Origin of the sequence: Parapedobacter deserti (genome assembly GCF_042646065.1) — a bacterium.
In the GTDB taxonomy this organism is placed as follows: Bacteria; Bacteroidota; Bacteroidia; order Sphingobacteriales; family Sphingobacteriaceae; genus Parapedobacter; species Parapedobacter deserti.
This window is the reverse complement of the sequence record NZ_JBHRTA010000059.1, coordinates 1-14,581: the sequence shown is the minus strand read 5'-3', so window position 1 is coordinate 14,581 and position 14,581 is coordinate 1. Positions and strand designations below refer to the sequence as shown.

The 14,581-nt window shown below is 51.4% G+C and carries 15 protein-coding genes; 3 read left to right on the top strand and 12 right to left on the bottom strand.

Annotated features, from left to right (window positions below):
- Positions 1-54: 54 nt before the first annotated feature.
- From ACFOET_RS18665 to ACFOET_RS18650, 4 genes are read right to left on the bottom strand one after another with little or no spacing between them, the layout of a single operon-like run.
- Positions 55-1,140: an efflux RND transporter periplasmic adaptor subunit gene (locus ACFOET_RS18665; protein WP_379025505.1), complete on the bottom strand. Its 1,086-nt coding sequence runs from the start codon at positions 1,138-1,140 to the stop codon at positions 55-57.
- Positions 1,141-1,167: 27 nt separating this feature from the next.
- A complete protein-coding gene (locus tag ACFOET_RS18660) occupies positions 1,168-2,469 on the bottom strand; it encodes a TolC family protein (RefSeq protein ID WP_379025503.1) in 1,302 nt (433 codons plus the stop codon).
- A gap of 49 nt (positions 2,470-2,518) precedes the next feature.
- A complete protein-coding gene (locus ACFOET_RS18655; protein WP_379025501.1) occupies positions 2,519-3,877 on the bottom strand; it encodes a sensor histidine kinase in 1,359 nt (452 codons plus the stop codon).
- Between the two features lie 11 nt (positions 3,878-3,888).
- Positions 3,889-4,569, bottom strand: coding sequence for a response regulator transcription factor (locus ACFOET_RS18650; protein ID WP_379025499.1), 681 nt, complete (start codon positions 4,567-4,569; stop codon positions 3,889-3,891).
- A 59-nt stretch (positions 4,570-4,628) separates the two neighbouring features.
- Between ACFOET_RS18650 and ACFOET_RS18645 the strand changes: the two genes are divergently transcribed.
- Positions 4,629-5,942, top strand: coding sequence for a MutS-related protein (locus ACFOET_RS18645; RefSeq protein ID WP_379025497.1), 1,314 nt, complete (start codon positions 4,629-4,631; stop codon positions 5,940-5,942).
- On the opposite strand, the gene ACFOET_RS18640 is transcribed toward ACFOET_RS18645, so the two are convergent.
- The 5 genes from ACFOET_RS18640 to ACFOET_RS18620 form a co-directional block, all read right to left on the bottom strand.
- On the bottom strand, positions 5,939-6,175 hold the full coding sequence (locus ACFOET_RS18640) for a DUF3820 family protein (RefSeq protein WP_379025495.1): 237 nt from the start codon (positions 6,173-6,175) through the stop codon (positions 5,939-5,941). The two genes, ACFOET_RS18645 and ACFOET_RS18640, sit on opposite strands and share 4 nt — an antisense overlap.
- A gap of 3 nt (positions 6,176-6,178) precedes the next feature.
- Complete coding sequence (locus ACFOET_RS18635) at positions 6,179-6,937, bottom strand: glycosyltransferase family 2 protein (RefSeq protein WP_379025493.1); 759 nt, start codon at positions 6,935-6,937, stop codon at positions 6,179-6,181.
- Positions 6,938-7,138: 201 nt separating this feature from the next.
- The gene (locus ACFOET_RS18630; protein WP_379025491.1) at positions 7,139-8,086 is read right to left on the bottom strand and encodes a polysaccharide pyruvyl transferase family protein; all 948 of its coding nucleotides are present in this window, start codon (positions 8,084-8,086) and stop codon (positions 7,139-7,141) included.
- 16 nt (positions 8,087-8,102) lie between these two features.
- Entirely contained in the window at positions 8,103-9,443 is a 1,341-nt protein-coding gene (locus ACFOET_RS18625) for a flippase (protein WP_379025489.1), read from the bottom strand.
- Between the two features lie 14 nt (positions 9,444-9,457).
- Entirely contained in the window at positions 9,458-10,201 is a 744-nt protein-coding gene (locus ACFOET_RS18620) for a DeoR/GlpR family DNA-binding transcription regulator (RefSeq protein WP_379025487.1), read from the bottom strand.
- A gap of 101 nt (positions 10,202-10,302) precedes the next feature.
- Here ACFOET_RS18620 and nagA point away from each other — a divergent pair, with 101 nt between their 5' ends.
- A complete protein-coding gene (gene nagA, locus ACFOET_RS18615; RefSeq protein ID WP_379025485.1) occupies positions 10,303-11,433 on the top strand; it encodes an N-acetylglucosamine-6-phosphate deacetylase in 1,131 nt (376 codons plus the stop codon).
- A gap of 3 nt (positions 11,434-11,436) precedes the next feature.
- On the opposite strand, the gene xseB is transcribed toward nagA, so the two are convergent.
- Positions 11,437-11,670, bottom strand: a complete 234-nt coding sequence (gene xseB / locus ACFOET_RS18610) for an exodeoxyribonuclease VII small subunit (RefSeq protein ID WP_379025483.1) — start codon at positions 11,668-11,670, stop codon at positions 11,437-11,439.
- The gene (xseA, locus tag ACFOET_RS18605; RefSeq protein WP_379025481.1) at positions 11,663-13,000 is read right to left on the bottom strand and encodes an exodeoxyribonuclease VII large subunit; all 1,338 of its coding nucleotides are present in this window, start codon (positions 12,998-13,000) and stop codon (positions 11,663-11,665) included. The genes xseB and xseA overlap by 8 nt, the downstream gene beginning before the upstream one ends.
- Before the next feature lie 43 nt (positions 13,001-13,043).
- Between xseA and def the strand changes: the two genes are divergently transcribed.
- Positions 13,044-13,613, top strand: a complete 570-nt coding sequence (gene def / locus ACFOET_RS18600; RefSeq protein ID WP_379025479.1) for a peptide deformylase — start codon at positions 13,044-13,046, stop codon at positions 13,611-13,613.
- A gap of 8 nt (positions 13,614-13,621) precedes the next feature.
- On the opposite strand, the gene ACFOET_RS18595 is transcribed toward def, so the two are convergent.
- Positions 13,622-14,224, bottom strand: coding sequence for a trimeric intracellular cation channel family protein (locus ACFOET_RS18595; protein ID WP_379025477.1), 603 nt, complete (start codon positions 14,222-14,224; stop codon positions 13,622-13,624).
- Positions 14,225-14,581 lie beyond the last annotated feature (357 nt).

Sequence of the window (14,581 nt, the reverse complement as noted above, 5' to 3'; positions counted from 1 at the left end):
TCGGCTGGCTGGAGTCTGCACGTTCATCACCTTTTCGCGGATGACGTAGCAGGTTCATCTTTTAATTCTTTCGTAGATCAGTAAATGATTTTGGGAAACGACACGCTCACCCGCTTCCAGTCCCTCCTGCACGAAATACCATTGGTCGTCGCGTGTCTGGAACGAGATCCGCCGGAGCTGCACATCGCAGTCGCCGCGATATACCACGGCGAAATACTGGTTGTCATCGAAGATGACCGCGCGGGCAGGCAGGGCTACCGCCGTACCCCCGCTGCGGCGTTCCACTGAGATGTCAGCAGACATGCCGGGCTTCAGCTTCAAGCCGTCGTTGGGAATGACGATACGCGCTTTGAGTACCCGCTCTTCGCTGTCAAATACCTGGGGTAACGCCGAAATGCGCCCGTAAAATACATCCCCGGGATAGGCCAGTGTCCGGATCGCGACCTCCATTCCTTGCTGAACGAACTGGATATCCGAGGCGTATACGTTTGCCATTACCCACACCTCTCCAAGGCCCGAAACGGTAAAGAGATTGTCGCCGTCGTTGATGGGCATGCCGGGATTGATGTTTTTTTCCACGATGTAGCCGCTCGATGGGGAACGTATTTCAAAGACGCCCTGAGCAGGGTTGGGGCGGAAGAGTGCTAAGTTGTCTTCAATATTGGCCAGCTCGGCATCCAGCATTTCGAGTGTTGACCGCGCTTCAACCAGGTCGCGCTCCGACGCAATGTTGTCTTGGTATAGGCTTTGGGCGGCAGCGAACTCGCGCTCGGACAGTTGCCGCCGGGATTGTAAGCTCCTTTTTTCTGTCAGCAGGGTATTAAGCGCTGGACTCTTAATGGTAGCCAGCACTTGTCCCTGTTTCACATAATCTCCCAAAGAAAAATGGGTCTGCACGGTCACGCCTTCCACCCAACTGACGAATTGCACGACATGGTCTGGGTTGTACGAAACCTCACCCGTAAGGGTGACGTGCTGGGTAATGTCCCGCTCATGCAAGGTGTCAACCACCAGTTGGTGACGTAGGTTTTCACTCAGGCAGAAGCCTTCCGGTTTGTTTTCTACCAGCTGCTCTCGCTGGCCGCAGGCAGCGATGAATAACAGCATGGTCCAGCTGAAATGTTTTATTGTATGGGTCATATCGTCATTGTTTGTTTCTGCATGCCATTAGGGAAGCTGGTCGCCGACGTGGTACCTTAACGTTTCATATTGCATCAGCAGTTCTTTATCGGTTTCCAGCAGGTTCGCTTTGGTGGTCAGGTAAGCGTCCAGGAAATCGAGGTATTCCAGCAGGCTGATATGGCGCTGGGCAAAGCTGTTGTGGTAACCTTCCAGCAGCTTGGCCATGTCGGTGTCATATCCGGTGCCGATGTGTTCCTTGCGGTCGATGGTGTTCAGCAAATCTTTCCACGCCTGAACGGCGGCGGCGGTTATCTCGTTTTTTGTGTTTTCGGCTAACAGGCGGTGTTGCTCCACCTGGAGCTGCGCTGCTTTGATTTGCCCCTGGTTGCGGTGAAAGAAGGGAAGGTCGATAGAAAGACCGATACCAACGAAATCGCGCATGATGTTGCCGCCACGGTCATAGCCCGCGCTGAGGGTGAGGTCAGGCACACGTTGGGCACGTTCGTAGCTTAAGTTATGTTCGGCCTGGGTGGTGCCCAGCTGCATGGCTTTGAGCGCTGCGTTGTGAGATTGTACCCATTCGGCCACCGTGGAGACGTCAAGCGCTTTGATGGCATTGACAGGAATGTCCGGCACGTGCGCATCGGCCAGCATCAGCGCATGTTGCGGGGCAATACCCATAAGGGCTTTGAGCGCCCGCTGGGCCTCGCCGTTTTCCCGGCGGATGTCGTCGATGGTTTTCATCAATTCCACCTCTGAGACTTTAAGCCGCATGTATTCGCTGCGGCTTACGTGGCCTGCCTGCACTTGCCGTTGATATCCACTTAGCAGTTGCTGCAACTGGCCAAGGGCTTGCCGGTGAATGGCGATTGCCTGCTGGGTGCGGTGCAGTTCGGCAAGCTGCTCCCTGAATTCCACTTTCAGGCTGCGCAACAAGTCTTCGAACTCCTGTTCGGCGATGGCTACACCGGTCTCCTCAACGGCGATGAGCTTCTTGCGCTTACCGGCTGTAAGGATGAGCTGCTCGATATCTACAGCCACTTGCGCATGATTTCCCCAGTTGGCGGATATGCGGCCAAGTGCTTCAGCGCCATGGTTCGACCACAGGTTTACCTCGCTGACAGAAAGCGATGGGTTGGGCCAGAGCTTAGCCTGTATCACCTGTGCTTTCGCTTCGTCGATGTTCAGCCTGCCCGCCAGCAGCCGTAGGTTTCGCTGCAGGAAAGTGGCCTCAGCTTCAGTACGGCTCATCATCAGGGTATCGGGGATGGGCTGGGCATAACCCGACGATACCATCATGCATAGCATAATGATGATAATATAAGTAAAGTGATGATTCCCGCTCATGATGGCGGCAAAGGTAACGCCGCAACATTAGAGTGGGCTTAGAGTGGGGTTAAAGTTGCCTAAAATGGAGTGTTGCCTTGGTCCCCTGGCCCGGTACCGAGGTGAGTGAAAATGACACGTCATTCTGCTTGCAGATCAGCACGGCCAGTGAGAGGCCGATGCCGCTGCCCTTGGTATCACCAACATTGCTGCCCCGGTAGAACGGCTGGTGCACGCGTTGCAGTTCATCGGGCGATATGCCATATCCTTTGTCCTGTATGGTCAGCCGCAACGCGCCATTTTCATTGACAAGTGCAACTGCAATGGGTTGGCTGTCGGCATATTTCACCGCATTGTCGATCAGGTTGTACAAGGCCATCTTCAGCTGATTGCCGTTCCCCTTAACCAGCAACAGCTCGGGCTGCTCTACGGAGACAGTCACGTTGATCAGCGATTTGGCATTCGGCCAACGGTCGAAGATGGCATCCAGCACTTCCCATAGCTGTTCGTCGAGGCGGAATGTGCCGCGCTCATCCGACGAATCGCGGAGCCCTGCAAGCATCATCAGGTTATTCAGGATGCGCTCCAGCTCGGCGACCCGGTGCAAGACGGTTTGGCTGACTGCCCGGTATTCACCGGCTGTCCGGTCTTTTTGAGCGAACACCTCCAAATTGCCGGTAATGGCAGCCAACGGCGTTTTGAATTCGTGGGAAACGTAATTGACAAAGTTCTTCTGGATCGTAAAGGTCTCGGATAGCCGGGAAAGCAATTTATTGAATGTACTGATCAGATCATATAATTCATCTTTCGCTTTCGGTAGTAGGAGAGCGGTATCCAGATTGTCTGCCTGAAGGTGATTTACCTGATGAATAACCGATGAGATCGGGCGGTAAGCAATTCGCGAGAGCCAGTAACTGAGGAGGAAGATGATGGCCAAACCAATGGCTAATGCGGCACCCATCATCAATAGCAACCGATTGCTCTGCGAGGTGAAAAAAGCGTTGCTGGTTGTTACCACAACCACGAAGTCTCCTTGATTGTCCGGGTAGTAAATGCCTGTGCAGTAATAGTCAGAAGCTTTAAATTGCACACGCCTTTCTTCGCGGATACGTTGTAGCATGGCGGGCGTCGCCTGCTCTGCCAGCTGCCCATTGCCGTAGCGGAGGCGGTTGTCTTCGTCGTATACTTTTACATCTGTCTGCTGCATTTCACTCTCGAAGTCAATACTGATGCGGCGGTGCTCGCGTGCCGACAATTCGTCTTCTTCAAGATAAAACATGGCCGAAAGCAGGACGGTCTTTTGGAGCTCGCTGAAGATGATGCGTTCCGAAGTGACGTGAAAGCTGTAATAGACGACCAAAGCGGCCACGGTAAAGACCACCCCGAATGTGAGGGAAGCAATCAGCATGAGTCGGTTGCGGATAGACATGTGTCAGCAGGTTATTGGGGTGTTTTCCACAGGTAACCGGCGCCTTTTACCGTGTGGATAAATTTTGCTCCTTTCTTTTCGATTTTGGCCCGCAGGTAGGAGATGTAGACGTCGACCACATTGGTGCTGTTGTCATAGTTGATGCCCCAAACAGCGTTTAGCAGCTGTGTGCGCGACACCACGCGGTCACGGTGTTCCAGCAAATAGCGCAGCAGTTTGTATTCCTTAGGGGAGAGTTCGACCAGTTCCCCGTGTACAATCACCCTATGTTCAGCGGTATTGACCTGCAACGGGCCGCTGACGTATTGCTGGCTTTCGTTGCCATGCGCCAGATTGGCGCGGCGCACCAGCGCATTGATGCGGGAGAGCAGCTCCTTGAAATGAAAAGGCTTTACCAAGTAGTCGTCTGCACCACTGTCCAATGCGTGTACCTTGTCGTCTGGACCATCCAGTGCGCTCAACACCAAGATGGGCGTCTGGTTGTGGCGGCGGCGAATCACCTTGGTAAGCTGCACGCCGTCGATGCCGGGCAGCATGATGTCCATCAGGATGAGGTCCCATGTTTCGTCCTGTATCCGGTCTCGCGCAGATTCGGCCGTCGTGGCCAACGCCGCGGCGTGCCCTTCTTCTTCCAATCCTTTGATGACGAAATCGCTGATGCGGCTGTCATCTTCAACCAGCAGAATGTTCATATCGCCAAAGTTAACGGTTCGGGTTTGTAAATCGATGACAAGTTGACTAAGTTTGTTCCATGGGCGATTTTTTCGTTGACCGGCAAACCCTTGTTGACTTGCAATTGCTTGACGAGGGGCAGCGTGGCGTGTTTTCCTGTTTCAACCAAACCATAACCTATGGTGGCGAGGATGTGCTGCGCGACATGTTTCAATCGCCGTTGACCGATCGGGCGCAGCTGGAGGAGCGTGCTGGCACCATCCGGTTCCTGATGGACAATGTGGAAGAACTCAGGTTTGACAAAACCACGGTAGATTTTGTAGACTATTACCTGAAAAGGCCGGATCGCCCCAAGTCCTTTTCCGTGTTCAATGGTGTCTGCAGTGTCGTCAAGCATTTCTTTTCGCCCACCGAGGCGTATTATGCCAAGCGCCGCGGCGTAACCGAGGCATTTGACGTCCTTTTATTTATCAAGCAACTATGTGAAACTTATGAAGATGGCAGCAGCATACCGCTGGTTGCCCGGCTTAACGAATTGCTGGACGAGTTTACCGAACATCCATTGGTAAGCGGCTATCTCAATTCGTCAGGAAGCACTGTAGGTCGTTATTCGGTTGAGCGCATCGACTTCGTTTTCCGGAAACAACTATACAAGACGTCCCTTGCCCTGCTGGAGACCCTTTACCTGCTGGATGCGTACTACGCTGTGGCGCGGGCTTCCCGGACCATGGAACTCACGTTTCCCGAGTTTCGGGAGGACGAGTCGATTACCTTTGAAGGTGTCTACCATCCCTTGCTGAGCGAGCCGGTGCCCAATGATCTGGCACTGGATACCCACCGGCGCGTGAGTTTCATCACAGGCGCCAATATGTCGGGCAAATCCACCCTGATGAAAGCCATCGGCGTGGCCGTTTACCTTGCTCATCTGGGGTTTCCGGTTCCCGCACGTCAGATGAAAACTTGTGTGCTTAGTGGACTGATCACCACCATCAACCTCGCAGATAGTATTCATGCCGGCTATAGCCATTTCTACCATGAAGTGAAGCGCGTCAAGCTGGTAGCGGAGCAAATCGTTCAGTCGGATCGGCTGCTGGTTATTTTTGATGAGCTATTCCGCGGTACTAACGTCAAAGACGCACACGACAGTTCCCTGCGCGTTGTGCAGGCTTTTACGGCGCTTAATAAGGGATTTTTTATCATTTCCACCCATATCGTCGAAGTGGCGCAGGCGCTGGACGCCAATCGGCAGGTCGTATTTAGCTACCTGCCTACGCGCATGGAGGCCGGCCGGCCTGTCTTCGACTACCGACTGCGTGCCGGTGTGACCGACGATCGCATCGGTCTCTGGATTTTGGAAAACGAAGGAGTGTTTAAGCTGTTGGGAGGCCATTAATGCCCCTTGAATTTGTTTCGCAGCGGCGCAAGCAGATATTCCAGGCCGTTGAGCCTGATCTCATACATGGTGGCCAGTAACATGCCCAGTTTGCCTTTCGGGAAACCATTTTGGTGAAACCACACGAGATAAGCTTCCGGAAGGTTGCAGATCAACGAGTCTTTGTATTTACCGAATGGCATTCTGGTGGTCATGAGTGCCTGCATTGTTTCTTCCGGTGTCAGCTGTCCCATAGTTTAGTCGTTTGTTTTGCCATGACGGATGTAATAGTCGATCAGATTGGCCGCAATGACAACGTGATTGACAATATTCGGCAGCAGGCCATAGTACTTGCTGAAGATACGAAAACGTTCCCTGAGACTTCGCCAGTGCCGCTTTTTGGACATTCCGCCCACGAGGTATTTTGCTACGATGCGACGGGTATTGACGATCGTTTTGGCCTGTTTGGCCGCCCGGATGATCCAATCGATATCTGCGCTCAATTGGTATTGCAGATCATACGGACCTGTGATGGCCCGGCGGATGTATATCGCCTGATGGCTGATGTTCATGCCGTAACGGAAGCTCCGCCAGGTAAACCGCTCGGGGATGGCATGCCTGCGCAGGCCGAGTGACTCCCAATGTTCGTCGTACATCTCGGTTTCGCCATAGTAGATGTCAGCACCAGGGGCCGAACCGAATACTTCAGCCACGGTATTGGGTGAGTAAATCTCGTCTCCTGAATTCATGAACAAGACGTATTCGCCGTTGGCCATGGCCAATCCTTTGTTCATGGCATCGTATATTCCCTTGTCTGGCTCGCTGACCCAAGCCGCAACGCGGTCCTCATAGCGTCTGATAACATCAACCGTGCCGTCGGTCGAACCGCCGTCGATAATGAGGTATTCAATTGCTGGATAGGTTTGCTGGACAACGGACGCAATAGTGCGCTCAATATCGCGTACGTTGTTGTATACAACGGTAATAACGGTAAGCGTGGGCGAATCGGCGTTCATGAGGTTACAGGTTAGCTTAGCGGTCTTTTTACAACTATTACGCTGTTATGGTTCATGTTTGTCGGCAACAGCAACAGGAAAACACCCTTGTAGAGGCCACTCCTGTTGATAAAAAAAAGGTTGAACAGCAACCCGAAAAAGCGGGGTTGGAACAGGGATCGGTTATATAGCTTCTTGAATTTGGTAATCAACGTGTTCAGCTTATGGTTTGAATTGTCCTTTCCATCGCTGTATCGCTTCGTCGTTGAGGTACAGCCTGACGCTCATTTCTTCGTGAATTTTTTCCTCAAGTAGCTCTATCCGCTGGCGTTCGAGGACGTTCAGGCCGATGTCATTGCGCATTTCCAGCGCCCGGTTGTCGATGCCGATGATGATGGCCCTACGCTTCTTCTGCAGTGCCCTTATGCCGGCGTGCAGGCGTGTCCCCACGTATTCGCAAGGGTGTTTTTCAAGAAATGCATCAAAGGCGGACAGCTTCGGTGCTATGTAATGGATATCAGGTGCCAGGCTCTCAATATAGGTTCGGTCTTTTAAACCTTGTATCCACACGTGAACCTCACGATAGTTTTTCTTTAGGATCTCGAGCATGCGGCGGTCGTTGTCGGCATCGCGCATATAGTCGGTGATTGTTGTGACGACGATATCGCGTTTTGCAGGGTTGATTTGTGAACAATGGGGTTCATCCAACTCCCATACCGTGGGGCATCCGGTATTGATCACATTTCTGATACCCATCTCGTTGAGTTTCTGCAGGGTATAGTTGTCCCGAACGGCGTGGAGATATTTTTGCGACAATAGCCCCTTATACATCATTCTTGAATAGACGGAGACGGGTTTCTCTTGGTATTGCCACCATCCGACTCCTAAAAGGACCGCTTTATGATGCAGCACCATCAGATCTTTGACACCTACCTTCCATTGGCTGCTTCTCAGCGTGTCGTTCTTCAGTAGGTTGGTTCCACCAACGATGCCCATGTCGTATTTACGGAGTTTGGGGAGGTCTTTGGGGTGTATCGAAAAGTGGGTCGGTACGTTGATAACAAAGTCATCAATGAAGAGCTCGTCCGCTATCCGGTATACCGAATCCATGATGATGTGGTCGCCGAGATTGGTCGTGCCGATTGATGTGTCAAAAATTATCTTTGGCATGTGGTTATTTGCAAACTTATCGTCTTGTTAAACGCCGAATTGTCGGGATAAAAAAGAGCGCTTTCAATATCATCCATCCCTGAGCCCGCGTTTTGGGCACAAAGATAACAAATAGCGCGGTGCTGGCATATGTTACCAGTGTGGCATATGCCGCACCAATCATGCCATATTCAGGGATCCACCAAACGTTGAGAAGGATATTGACCGCTGCCCCGGTGAGTGCGCGCGCCAGTGAAAGGGAAGTATACCCCTCGGCCAAAAGATATTGGCCGCTCGCCACATACAGAAACATGAACACACCTGCCCATACGTGTACGGAAAGTACTTGTGCGCCTGCAGCATATTCGGGTCTATAAAGGAGATACCGGTAAATGAACGGCGATGCCACCGTCATCAATACGGCAATAGCGACGCTGATGACCGTCATAAGTTCGTATAGGTGCTGCAACCGCCGTTGATAGCGGGCAGGATCATCCCGCCGGGCATTCATGATGGCAGGGAAGAGTGCGGTCACGATGGCCATGGGCACAAAATACCAGCCCTCGCTAAGTTGCACGACCGTCGAATAGACACCCAAGGCTGCTTCACCCAGGTATGCGTCGAGCATGAGCTGATCGATTTTCATATAGAGAATGATGGCTACGGAAGAAAATGCCAGTGGCCAGGAATAACGGAGCAGATGCTTAGCGGAAGCAGTCTCGAATTTCCAGTCAGTTAAACGGTTGCCCTTGCGTTGGTACAGGTAAACGTAGCCGATGGCAAGAAAAACGGCATCCAATAACAGTGCCCATATAAACCAGCCTATGCTTGCTTCCCATACGATAAGCGCAAGCTTCAATAAGGCCGAAAGGAGATTCGCCCCGACCTGCACATACATGATGTACCTGCCCTGGGCCCTGGCCTGAAAAAAACAGTCGATTATATTGACCGACTGAAAGAGGCAGGTAAGCGATACGATCACAATATAATGGAAGGGAGCAGTAAGCGGCTCGGCGCTGAAGCGGGCGATCAGTAGGTAAGCAGCGTAAATAACGGGGAGTACGAAAATGCCTGCCGCCAACCGGAGCCTGAACGCAGTGCCCAATATCGTGTCTCGCTTGTCCGGTTGCTGCAACAACTGGCGGGTGACAAAGCTGTCCATACCTAAGGCACAGGCCGCGGCAAAGAAGGACACAAACACAAAAGGGTAGTTCATCACCCCGTATTGGGTGCTGCCCAGGTAGTTGGGAATTGCAATAGCGGTGACGACCATCCTGAGGAAGATGGTGCCCACCCGGGCAACCATCAGCCATCCAGCGTTTTTTAAATACCTATTGAAAGCTTCGGGGTCGAAACCGGGTAGTGACGGAATATTCATCGGCACAACGGCTGCTATACAACCTCGACGACCTTACTGAATCCTGCGAGGAGCGCATGCTTCGGGTCCAGATCTGTGACAAGGTATGAAATGGCGTTCAAACTACACACTTTCATTTTTTGCACTGAGTTCAGTTTCTCCGCAATACTTAAAATAGCCGTCTTGCTCGAACACCGTATCATGGCTTTTTTGATCTGTACCACCTCCCAGTCAGAGTCGGTAACGCCGTCTTCTACGGAAAGGCTGTTGGTGCCCAACAGGCATAGATCTACCCTTATTTCGGATAGTTGGTTGATCACTTGCGAGCCGATGCTGATGTTGGTGTTTCTCGACAGTTTGCCGCCGATAAGGATAACATCGGCATTTGTACGTTCAGCGAGCTCCAAAGCAACCAACGGGCTGATCGTAAAAAATGTGCACTGGAGGCTCTCCGGCACTATGCGTGCCAGTTCGAGCATGGTTGTGCCTCCCCCGGCGAGCACCGTCATCCCGTTCTGGATCAGGTTGAATGCCTTGCCTGCGATTTGTTTCTTGGAGTCCCGCGCATATACATTGTTTTCCTGAAATGGATACTGGAATGACTTGGAAAGCGCGCCACCATACACTTTCAGTACTTTGCCATTTTCGGCTAACTCGTTGAGATCACGCCTGATGGTGTCTTCAGAGACATTGAGCTGTACACTCAGGTCGGAAGATAAGACCTTGTTGTGCAAGTTTATTTGATGGATGATAAAGGCTTGCCGTTCTTCTTTTAACATGGCATAAACGGTTATTTAACTGGGTAAAGATAGACAAACTTAGATAAAATCGCTTTATTTGTGGTATCGAAGCAAAAATCAGGTGTAAATATAAAACTATTTTGAAGGAATCATTTATTGCAATTGCCAACGGGACCGTTTTTACCGGTGACAGCATGGTCAACGACAAAACGGTTTTGATAAAGGATGGGCGGATTGTAGACCTCGTCCGACCGGCGGAGGTCCCGGGCGACGCCGACGTTTTCGATGCAGCAGGGTGTTATGTGGCTCCGGGCTTCATTGATCTTCAGGTATACGGGGGAGGAGGCCAGCTTTTTTCTGCAGATCCTACGGCAGGTGCGATGGATGAAATCGCCAGCGCCCTGGTTGAGTCCGGGACTACGGGCTTTATGATTACCATGGCCACGAATAGCATGGAAGTAGTTGACAAGGCGTTGGAAGTGCTGACGTTCTATCAACATGAAGCGTTGCTCGGCCTCCACCTGGAGGGACCCTACCTCAATCCGTCTAAGCGGGGGGCGCATCCGGCCGAATACATTCGTAACCCGGACAAAGTGGAAATTGCCTCGCTGCTGGCCGCAGCGAAAGGGTGCCTGAAGATGATGACTATTGCCCCCGAACGATTTGACGCCGAGACCCTCACTTTGCTGCTGGATGCGGGCGTGCTGCTATCGGCAGGACATAGCAATGCCTCCTATGACGAAGCGATGGCCGGGTTTAGCAACGGTATCAGGGCGGTGACCCATCTTTTCAATGCGATGTCCCCTTTCCATCACCGCAATCCGGGTTTGCCGGGAGCTGCTTTTCAAACGGATCAAGCCTGTGCAAGCATTATTGCAGATGGTATCCACGTGGATTATCAGGTTTTATCGATAAGCAAGAAGTTATTGGGCGAGCGGATGTTTTTGATTACCGACGCAGTGACCGCGGTTCAGGTAGGGACCTATACGCACGTATTCCAAGGCGACCGATATACACTGCCGGATGGTACGCTGTCCGGATCGGCGCTCACCATGATGCAGGCAGTCGCCAATTGTGTTCGCCATGCTGGTATTCCCTTAGCGGAGGCGTTGCGCATGGCGTCTTTGTATCCTGCTTCGCTTATCGGCGCTCAAGCCCTTGGACGGGTGCACGCGGGTACTACCGCTAACCTGGTTGTTTTTGACCACCACTATGCAATAAAACAGGTCTTTCTAAGCGGACGTCCCCATAAAGAACTACGGCCATATTGATTATTATTCGTCTTCGTCTGACGCCGCTGAAATTTCGGCTTCATCTGTCATGGTCGCTAATATATGGTTTACTTCTTCTTCCGTGGCGGAGAGCTTTGCTTTGCATACGTTGATAAGTAATGCGGCCCGCTTTACCTTTTCAGAAAGTTCGTCGACGGAGACTTCTCCTTGCTCGATTTCAGACACAATGGTTTGTAGCTCTTGAAACGCTTCGGTATATGTGTAATTTTTATTCATCGTGGTGTGAATCTATTTCCGTTACGGTGCTTTTGATGCGGCCCGATGCTAGAAAGGTTTCAATTACGTCCCCGGCAGTTGTGCCATCCGCCTGCTTCAACGCACGTCCATTGATCCGCGTAATGCTATAGCCACGGTTGAGTACCTGCTGCGGGTCCAGCAGCCTCACGGATTTTTCGGTTGCGGCCACATCGGAAAGGGCTTGTTTAAGCGAGGTGAGACTGGCTGTTTTCAGCGCTTGGTGAGGGTGGTGCAGGGCTTGCCGGTCTTGCCGCAGACGCGTATTACTTACCATATTAAGCCGCATCGTTGTTAGTTCAAGTACCTTTTGTTGCTGATTTAGCAGGTGGATGCTGTGCAAACGGAAGTATTGGGCGCGGTCGCCCAACATCCCTTTCTGCAATGAGACAAACTGCGTGGTTTTTTGTAGCAACATTTGCTGTGCCTGCGCTAGCGGAACGGCAACGGCATGGAAGCGTTGGATGAGAAAGTCGGCTAACTCGCTGGGTGTAATTGCGTTGTGGTGCGCTACCATTTCGCTCACCGTTTCATTCGTAGAATGGCCGATACCGGTAAGTACTGGTATAGGAAATTGGGCAATGGCCGAGGCTAGTAAATAGTTGTTGTAGCTGGACAACCCGACATCCCCGCCGCCGCCGCGGATGATCGCGACCACGTCATAAGCTTCACGACGCTCCGCGATGCGTGCAAGCTGTTCGATAATGGACCGGACAGATCGGTCGCCTTGTAGCAAGGCCGGATACAGCATCTGCTCAAACCGGTAACCCCAGGGATTTCCGTTGATAATTTTAAGGAAATCGGAATAGCCCTTACTTGTATCAACCGAAATGATAGCTAGCCGCTTGGGGATAAGCGGAAAAGGAAGCTGCTTATTGCGGTAAAAAAGCCCTTCCTGTTTGAGCCGGCTGATGCTCTCCAGTTTCTCGCGCTCCAGTTCGCCGAGTGAGTATGCAGGGTCTATATCCAGAATGCGCAGGCTAAGGCCATACAACGCATCATAGGAGATCGTCGCTTGGAAAAGGATGGTAATCCCGTTTTTCAGCGGCTCCTTGATCAGTGCTGTAAACCGTTGGTTGATACGCTGATAGTCGCCGCTCCAAAGCACTGAACGCATCTCTGCGATAACCTTGCCGTCTTTTTTTTCCACCAGCTCGGGATAGCAGTGCCCAGAGTGGGAATAGTAGTTCAGCTTGTTCATCTCTGCCTTTATCCAGTAGGCGCTCTTATAGCGTTCAGCGACGGTTTTCTGGATGCTTCTGGCAACTTCCGCTAAGGAAAAAATCGTTTTGTCCGCTAACTTTTCCGGCATAGCCAAAGATAGGCTTTTTCCGCAAAATCCCTACCTTTGTGCCATGAAGTTACCCATTATCGCCTACGGCGACCCGGTTTTGAAAAGGAAAGGGATCGAAATCGATAAGGATTATCCGGATTTGCAGGATTTGATAGCCAATATGTACGAAACGATGTATGCCGCACATGGCGTCGGTTTGGCTGCTCCACAAATCGGCCGCTCCATCCGGCTGTTTGTAATAGATGCAAGCCCGTTTGCAGATGACGAACCCAGCTTGAAGGATTTCAAGCGCGTCTTTATCAATGCGGAGATGCTGGATGAAAGTGGCGAAAAGTGGTTGTTCAATGAGGGGTGTCTGAGTATTCCTGAGATCCGAGAGGATGTGGGCAGGTATCCGGATATCCGGATCCGGTACGTCGATGAAAATTGGGTTGATCACGAAAAGACCTTTACCGGTTTGGCAGCGAGGATTATTCAACATGAATATGATCATATTGAAGGTAAATTGTTTACCGAGAAGCTAAGTCCGCTGCGCAAAGCCATGATAAAAAGTAAGCTGGATGCGATTTCACGCGGGCAGGTGGATGTGGATTATAAGATGAAGTTCCCGGCGCTCAAGAAAAGGCGCTGAATGCGACGTTATCCGCCTACGATGGGCAGTGCAAGTTTGTACCTGACCGCAATGATCCGTATGATAGATACAACGCTCGTACTTAAAAAGGCATTGAGATTATAGTTTATCCCCATGCTATTGAGCGTAACAAACAGGATGGCGCCTGAAAGGCACGCAGTAGCGTAGATTTCTTTACGGAAGATCAGGGGTGTTTCATTCAACAGGGTGTCACGGATTACACCGCCCATTACCGCAGAAAACATGCCCAGTACGACCGCGGCGATACCACTGCTGTCGAAGGCCAACGATTTCTGAACACCCACTACCGTGAAAAAGCCGATTCCAAGCGCGTCAAACAAAAAAAGTGTCCGGGCTAATCGACCAAGTACGCTTTTGAACAGGACAGCAATGAGTACGCCGGCCAATATAGCGAGCAGGTAATTGCCGTCGTCTACCCATACTGGCCGCAGGTTTAAAAAAATGTCGCGCAGGCTTCCACCTCCGATAGCCGTGACAAAACCGGTGAACGCCGCCCCGAAAATGTCAATATTATGCCGCATGGCTGCCATGGCACCTGAAATTGCAAACACCATGGTGCCTAACAGGTCGATATAGTAAATGAGTTCCATGCGGTCTGAATAAACGTTCGTAAAAATAAGATAAAATCTTAAAGCCGGCTCGCTTTATTCGCTTTCCGCGCTCAATACGTCGCTTTCGCAGCATTATTGCGGGCTGCACCTCATCAAATGCAACCCCGGGGTTAGTTGCTTAAGGACGTCTCAAATGAGAATTTCCTTATCACATGATTTTGTCCCTGATTTATAGGATTTAACGAAGTTCACTGAAAATATTTCTTGCAATTGTTTGCAAATTGAACGGATGAGTCTTACTTTTGCATCCCGTTTCTGAGGGATCGGGTTTGTTCATTGAAGTGTTTTTCCGGGGTTTAGTTGGTTGTGAGCGGGGTTTGGGAGCCTGGAAAAAAA

Excerpts from the sequence above, each read along its gene's own strand:
- ACFOET_RS18620 (WP_379025487.1), bottom strand. The coding sequence starts at position 10,201 with ATGTTAAAAGAAGAACGGCAAGCCTTTATCATCCATCAAATAAACTTG.
- ACFOET_RS18595 (WP_379025477.1), bottom strand. The coding sequence starts at position 14,224 with ATGGAACTCATTTACTATATCGACCTGTTAGGCACCATGGTGTTTGCA.
- ACFOET_RS18650 (WP_379025499.1), bottom strand. The coding sequence starts at position 4,569 with ATGAACATTCTGCTGGTTGAAGATGACAGCCGCATCAGCGATTTCGTC.
- ACFOET_RS18625 (WP_379025489.1), bottom strand. The coding sequence starts at position 9,443 with ATGAATATTCCGTCACTACCCGGTTTCGACCCCGAAGCTTTCAATAGG.
- ACFOET_RS18660 (WP_379025503.1), bottom strand. The coding sequence starts at position 2,469 with ATGAGCGGGAATCATCACTTTACTTATATTATCATCATTATGCTATGC.
- ACFOET_RS18640 (WP_379025495.1), bottom strand. The coding sequence starts at position 6,175 with ATGGGACAGCTGACACCGGAAGAAACAATGCAGGCACTCATGACCACC.
- xseB (WP_379025483.1), bottom strand. The coding sequence starts at position 11,670 with ATGAATAAAAATTACACATATACCGAAGCGTTTCAAGAGCTACAAACC.
- xseA (WP_379025481.1), bottom strand. The coding sequence starts at position 13,000 with ATGCCGGAAAAGTTAGCGGACAAAACGATTTTTTCCTTAGCGGAAGTT.
- ACFOET_RS18655 (WP_379025501.1), bottom strand. The coding sequence starts at position 3,877 with ATGTCTATCCGCAACCGACTCATGCTGATTGCTTCCCTCACATTCGGG.
- ACFOET_RS18645 (WP_379025497.1), top strand. The coding sequence starts at position 4,629 with ATGGGCGATTTTTTCGTTGACCGGCAAACCCTTGTTGACTTGCAATTG.
- ACFOET_RS18635 (WP_379025493.1), bottom strand. The coding sequence starts at position 6,937 with ATGAACGCCGATTCGCCCACGCTTACCGTTATTACCGTTGTATACAAC.
- def (WP_379025479.1), top strand. The coding sequence starts at position 13,044 with ATGAAGTTACCCATTATCGCCTACGGCGACCCGGTTTTGAAAAGGAAA.
- ACFOET_RS18630 (WP_379025491.1), bottom strand. The coding sequence starts at position 8,086 with ATGCCAAAGATAATTTTTGACACATCAATCGGCACGACCAATCTCGGC.
- ACFOET_RS18665 (WP_379025505.1), bottom strand. The coding sequence starts at position 1,140 with ATGACCCATACAATAAAACATTTCAGCTGGACCATGCTGTTATTCATC.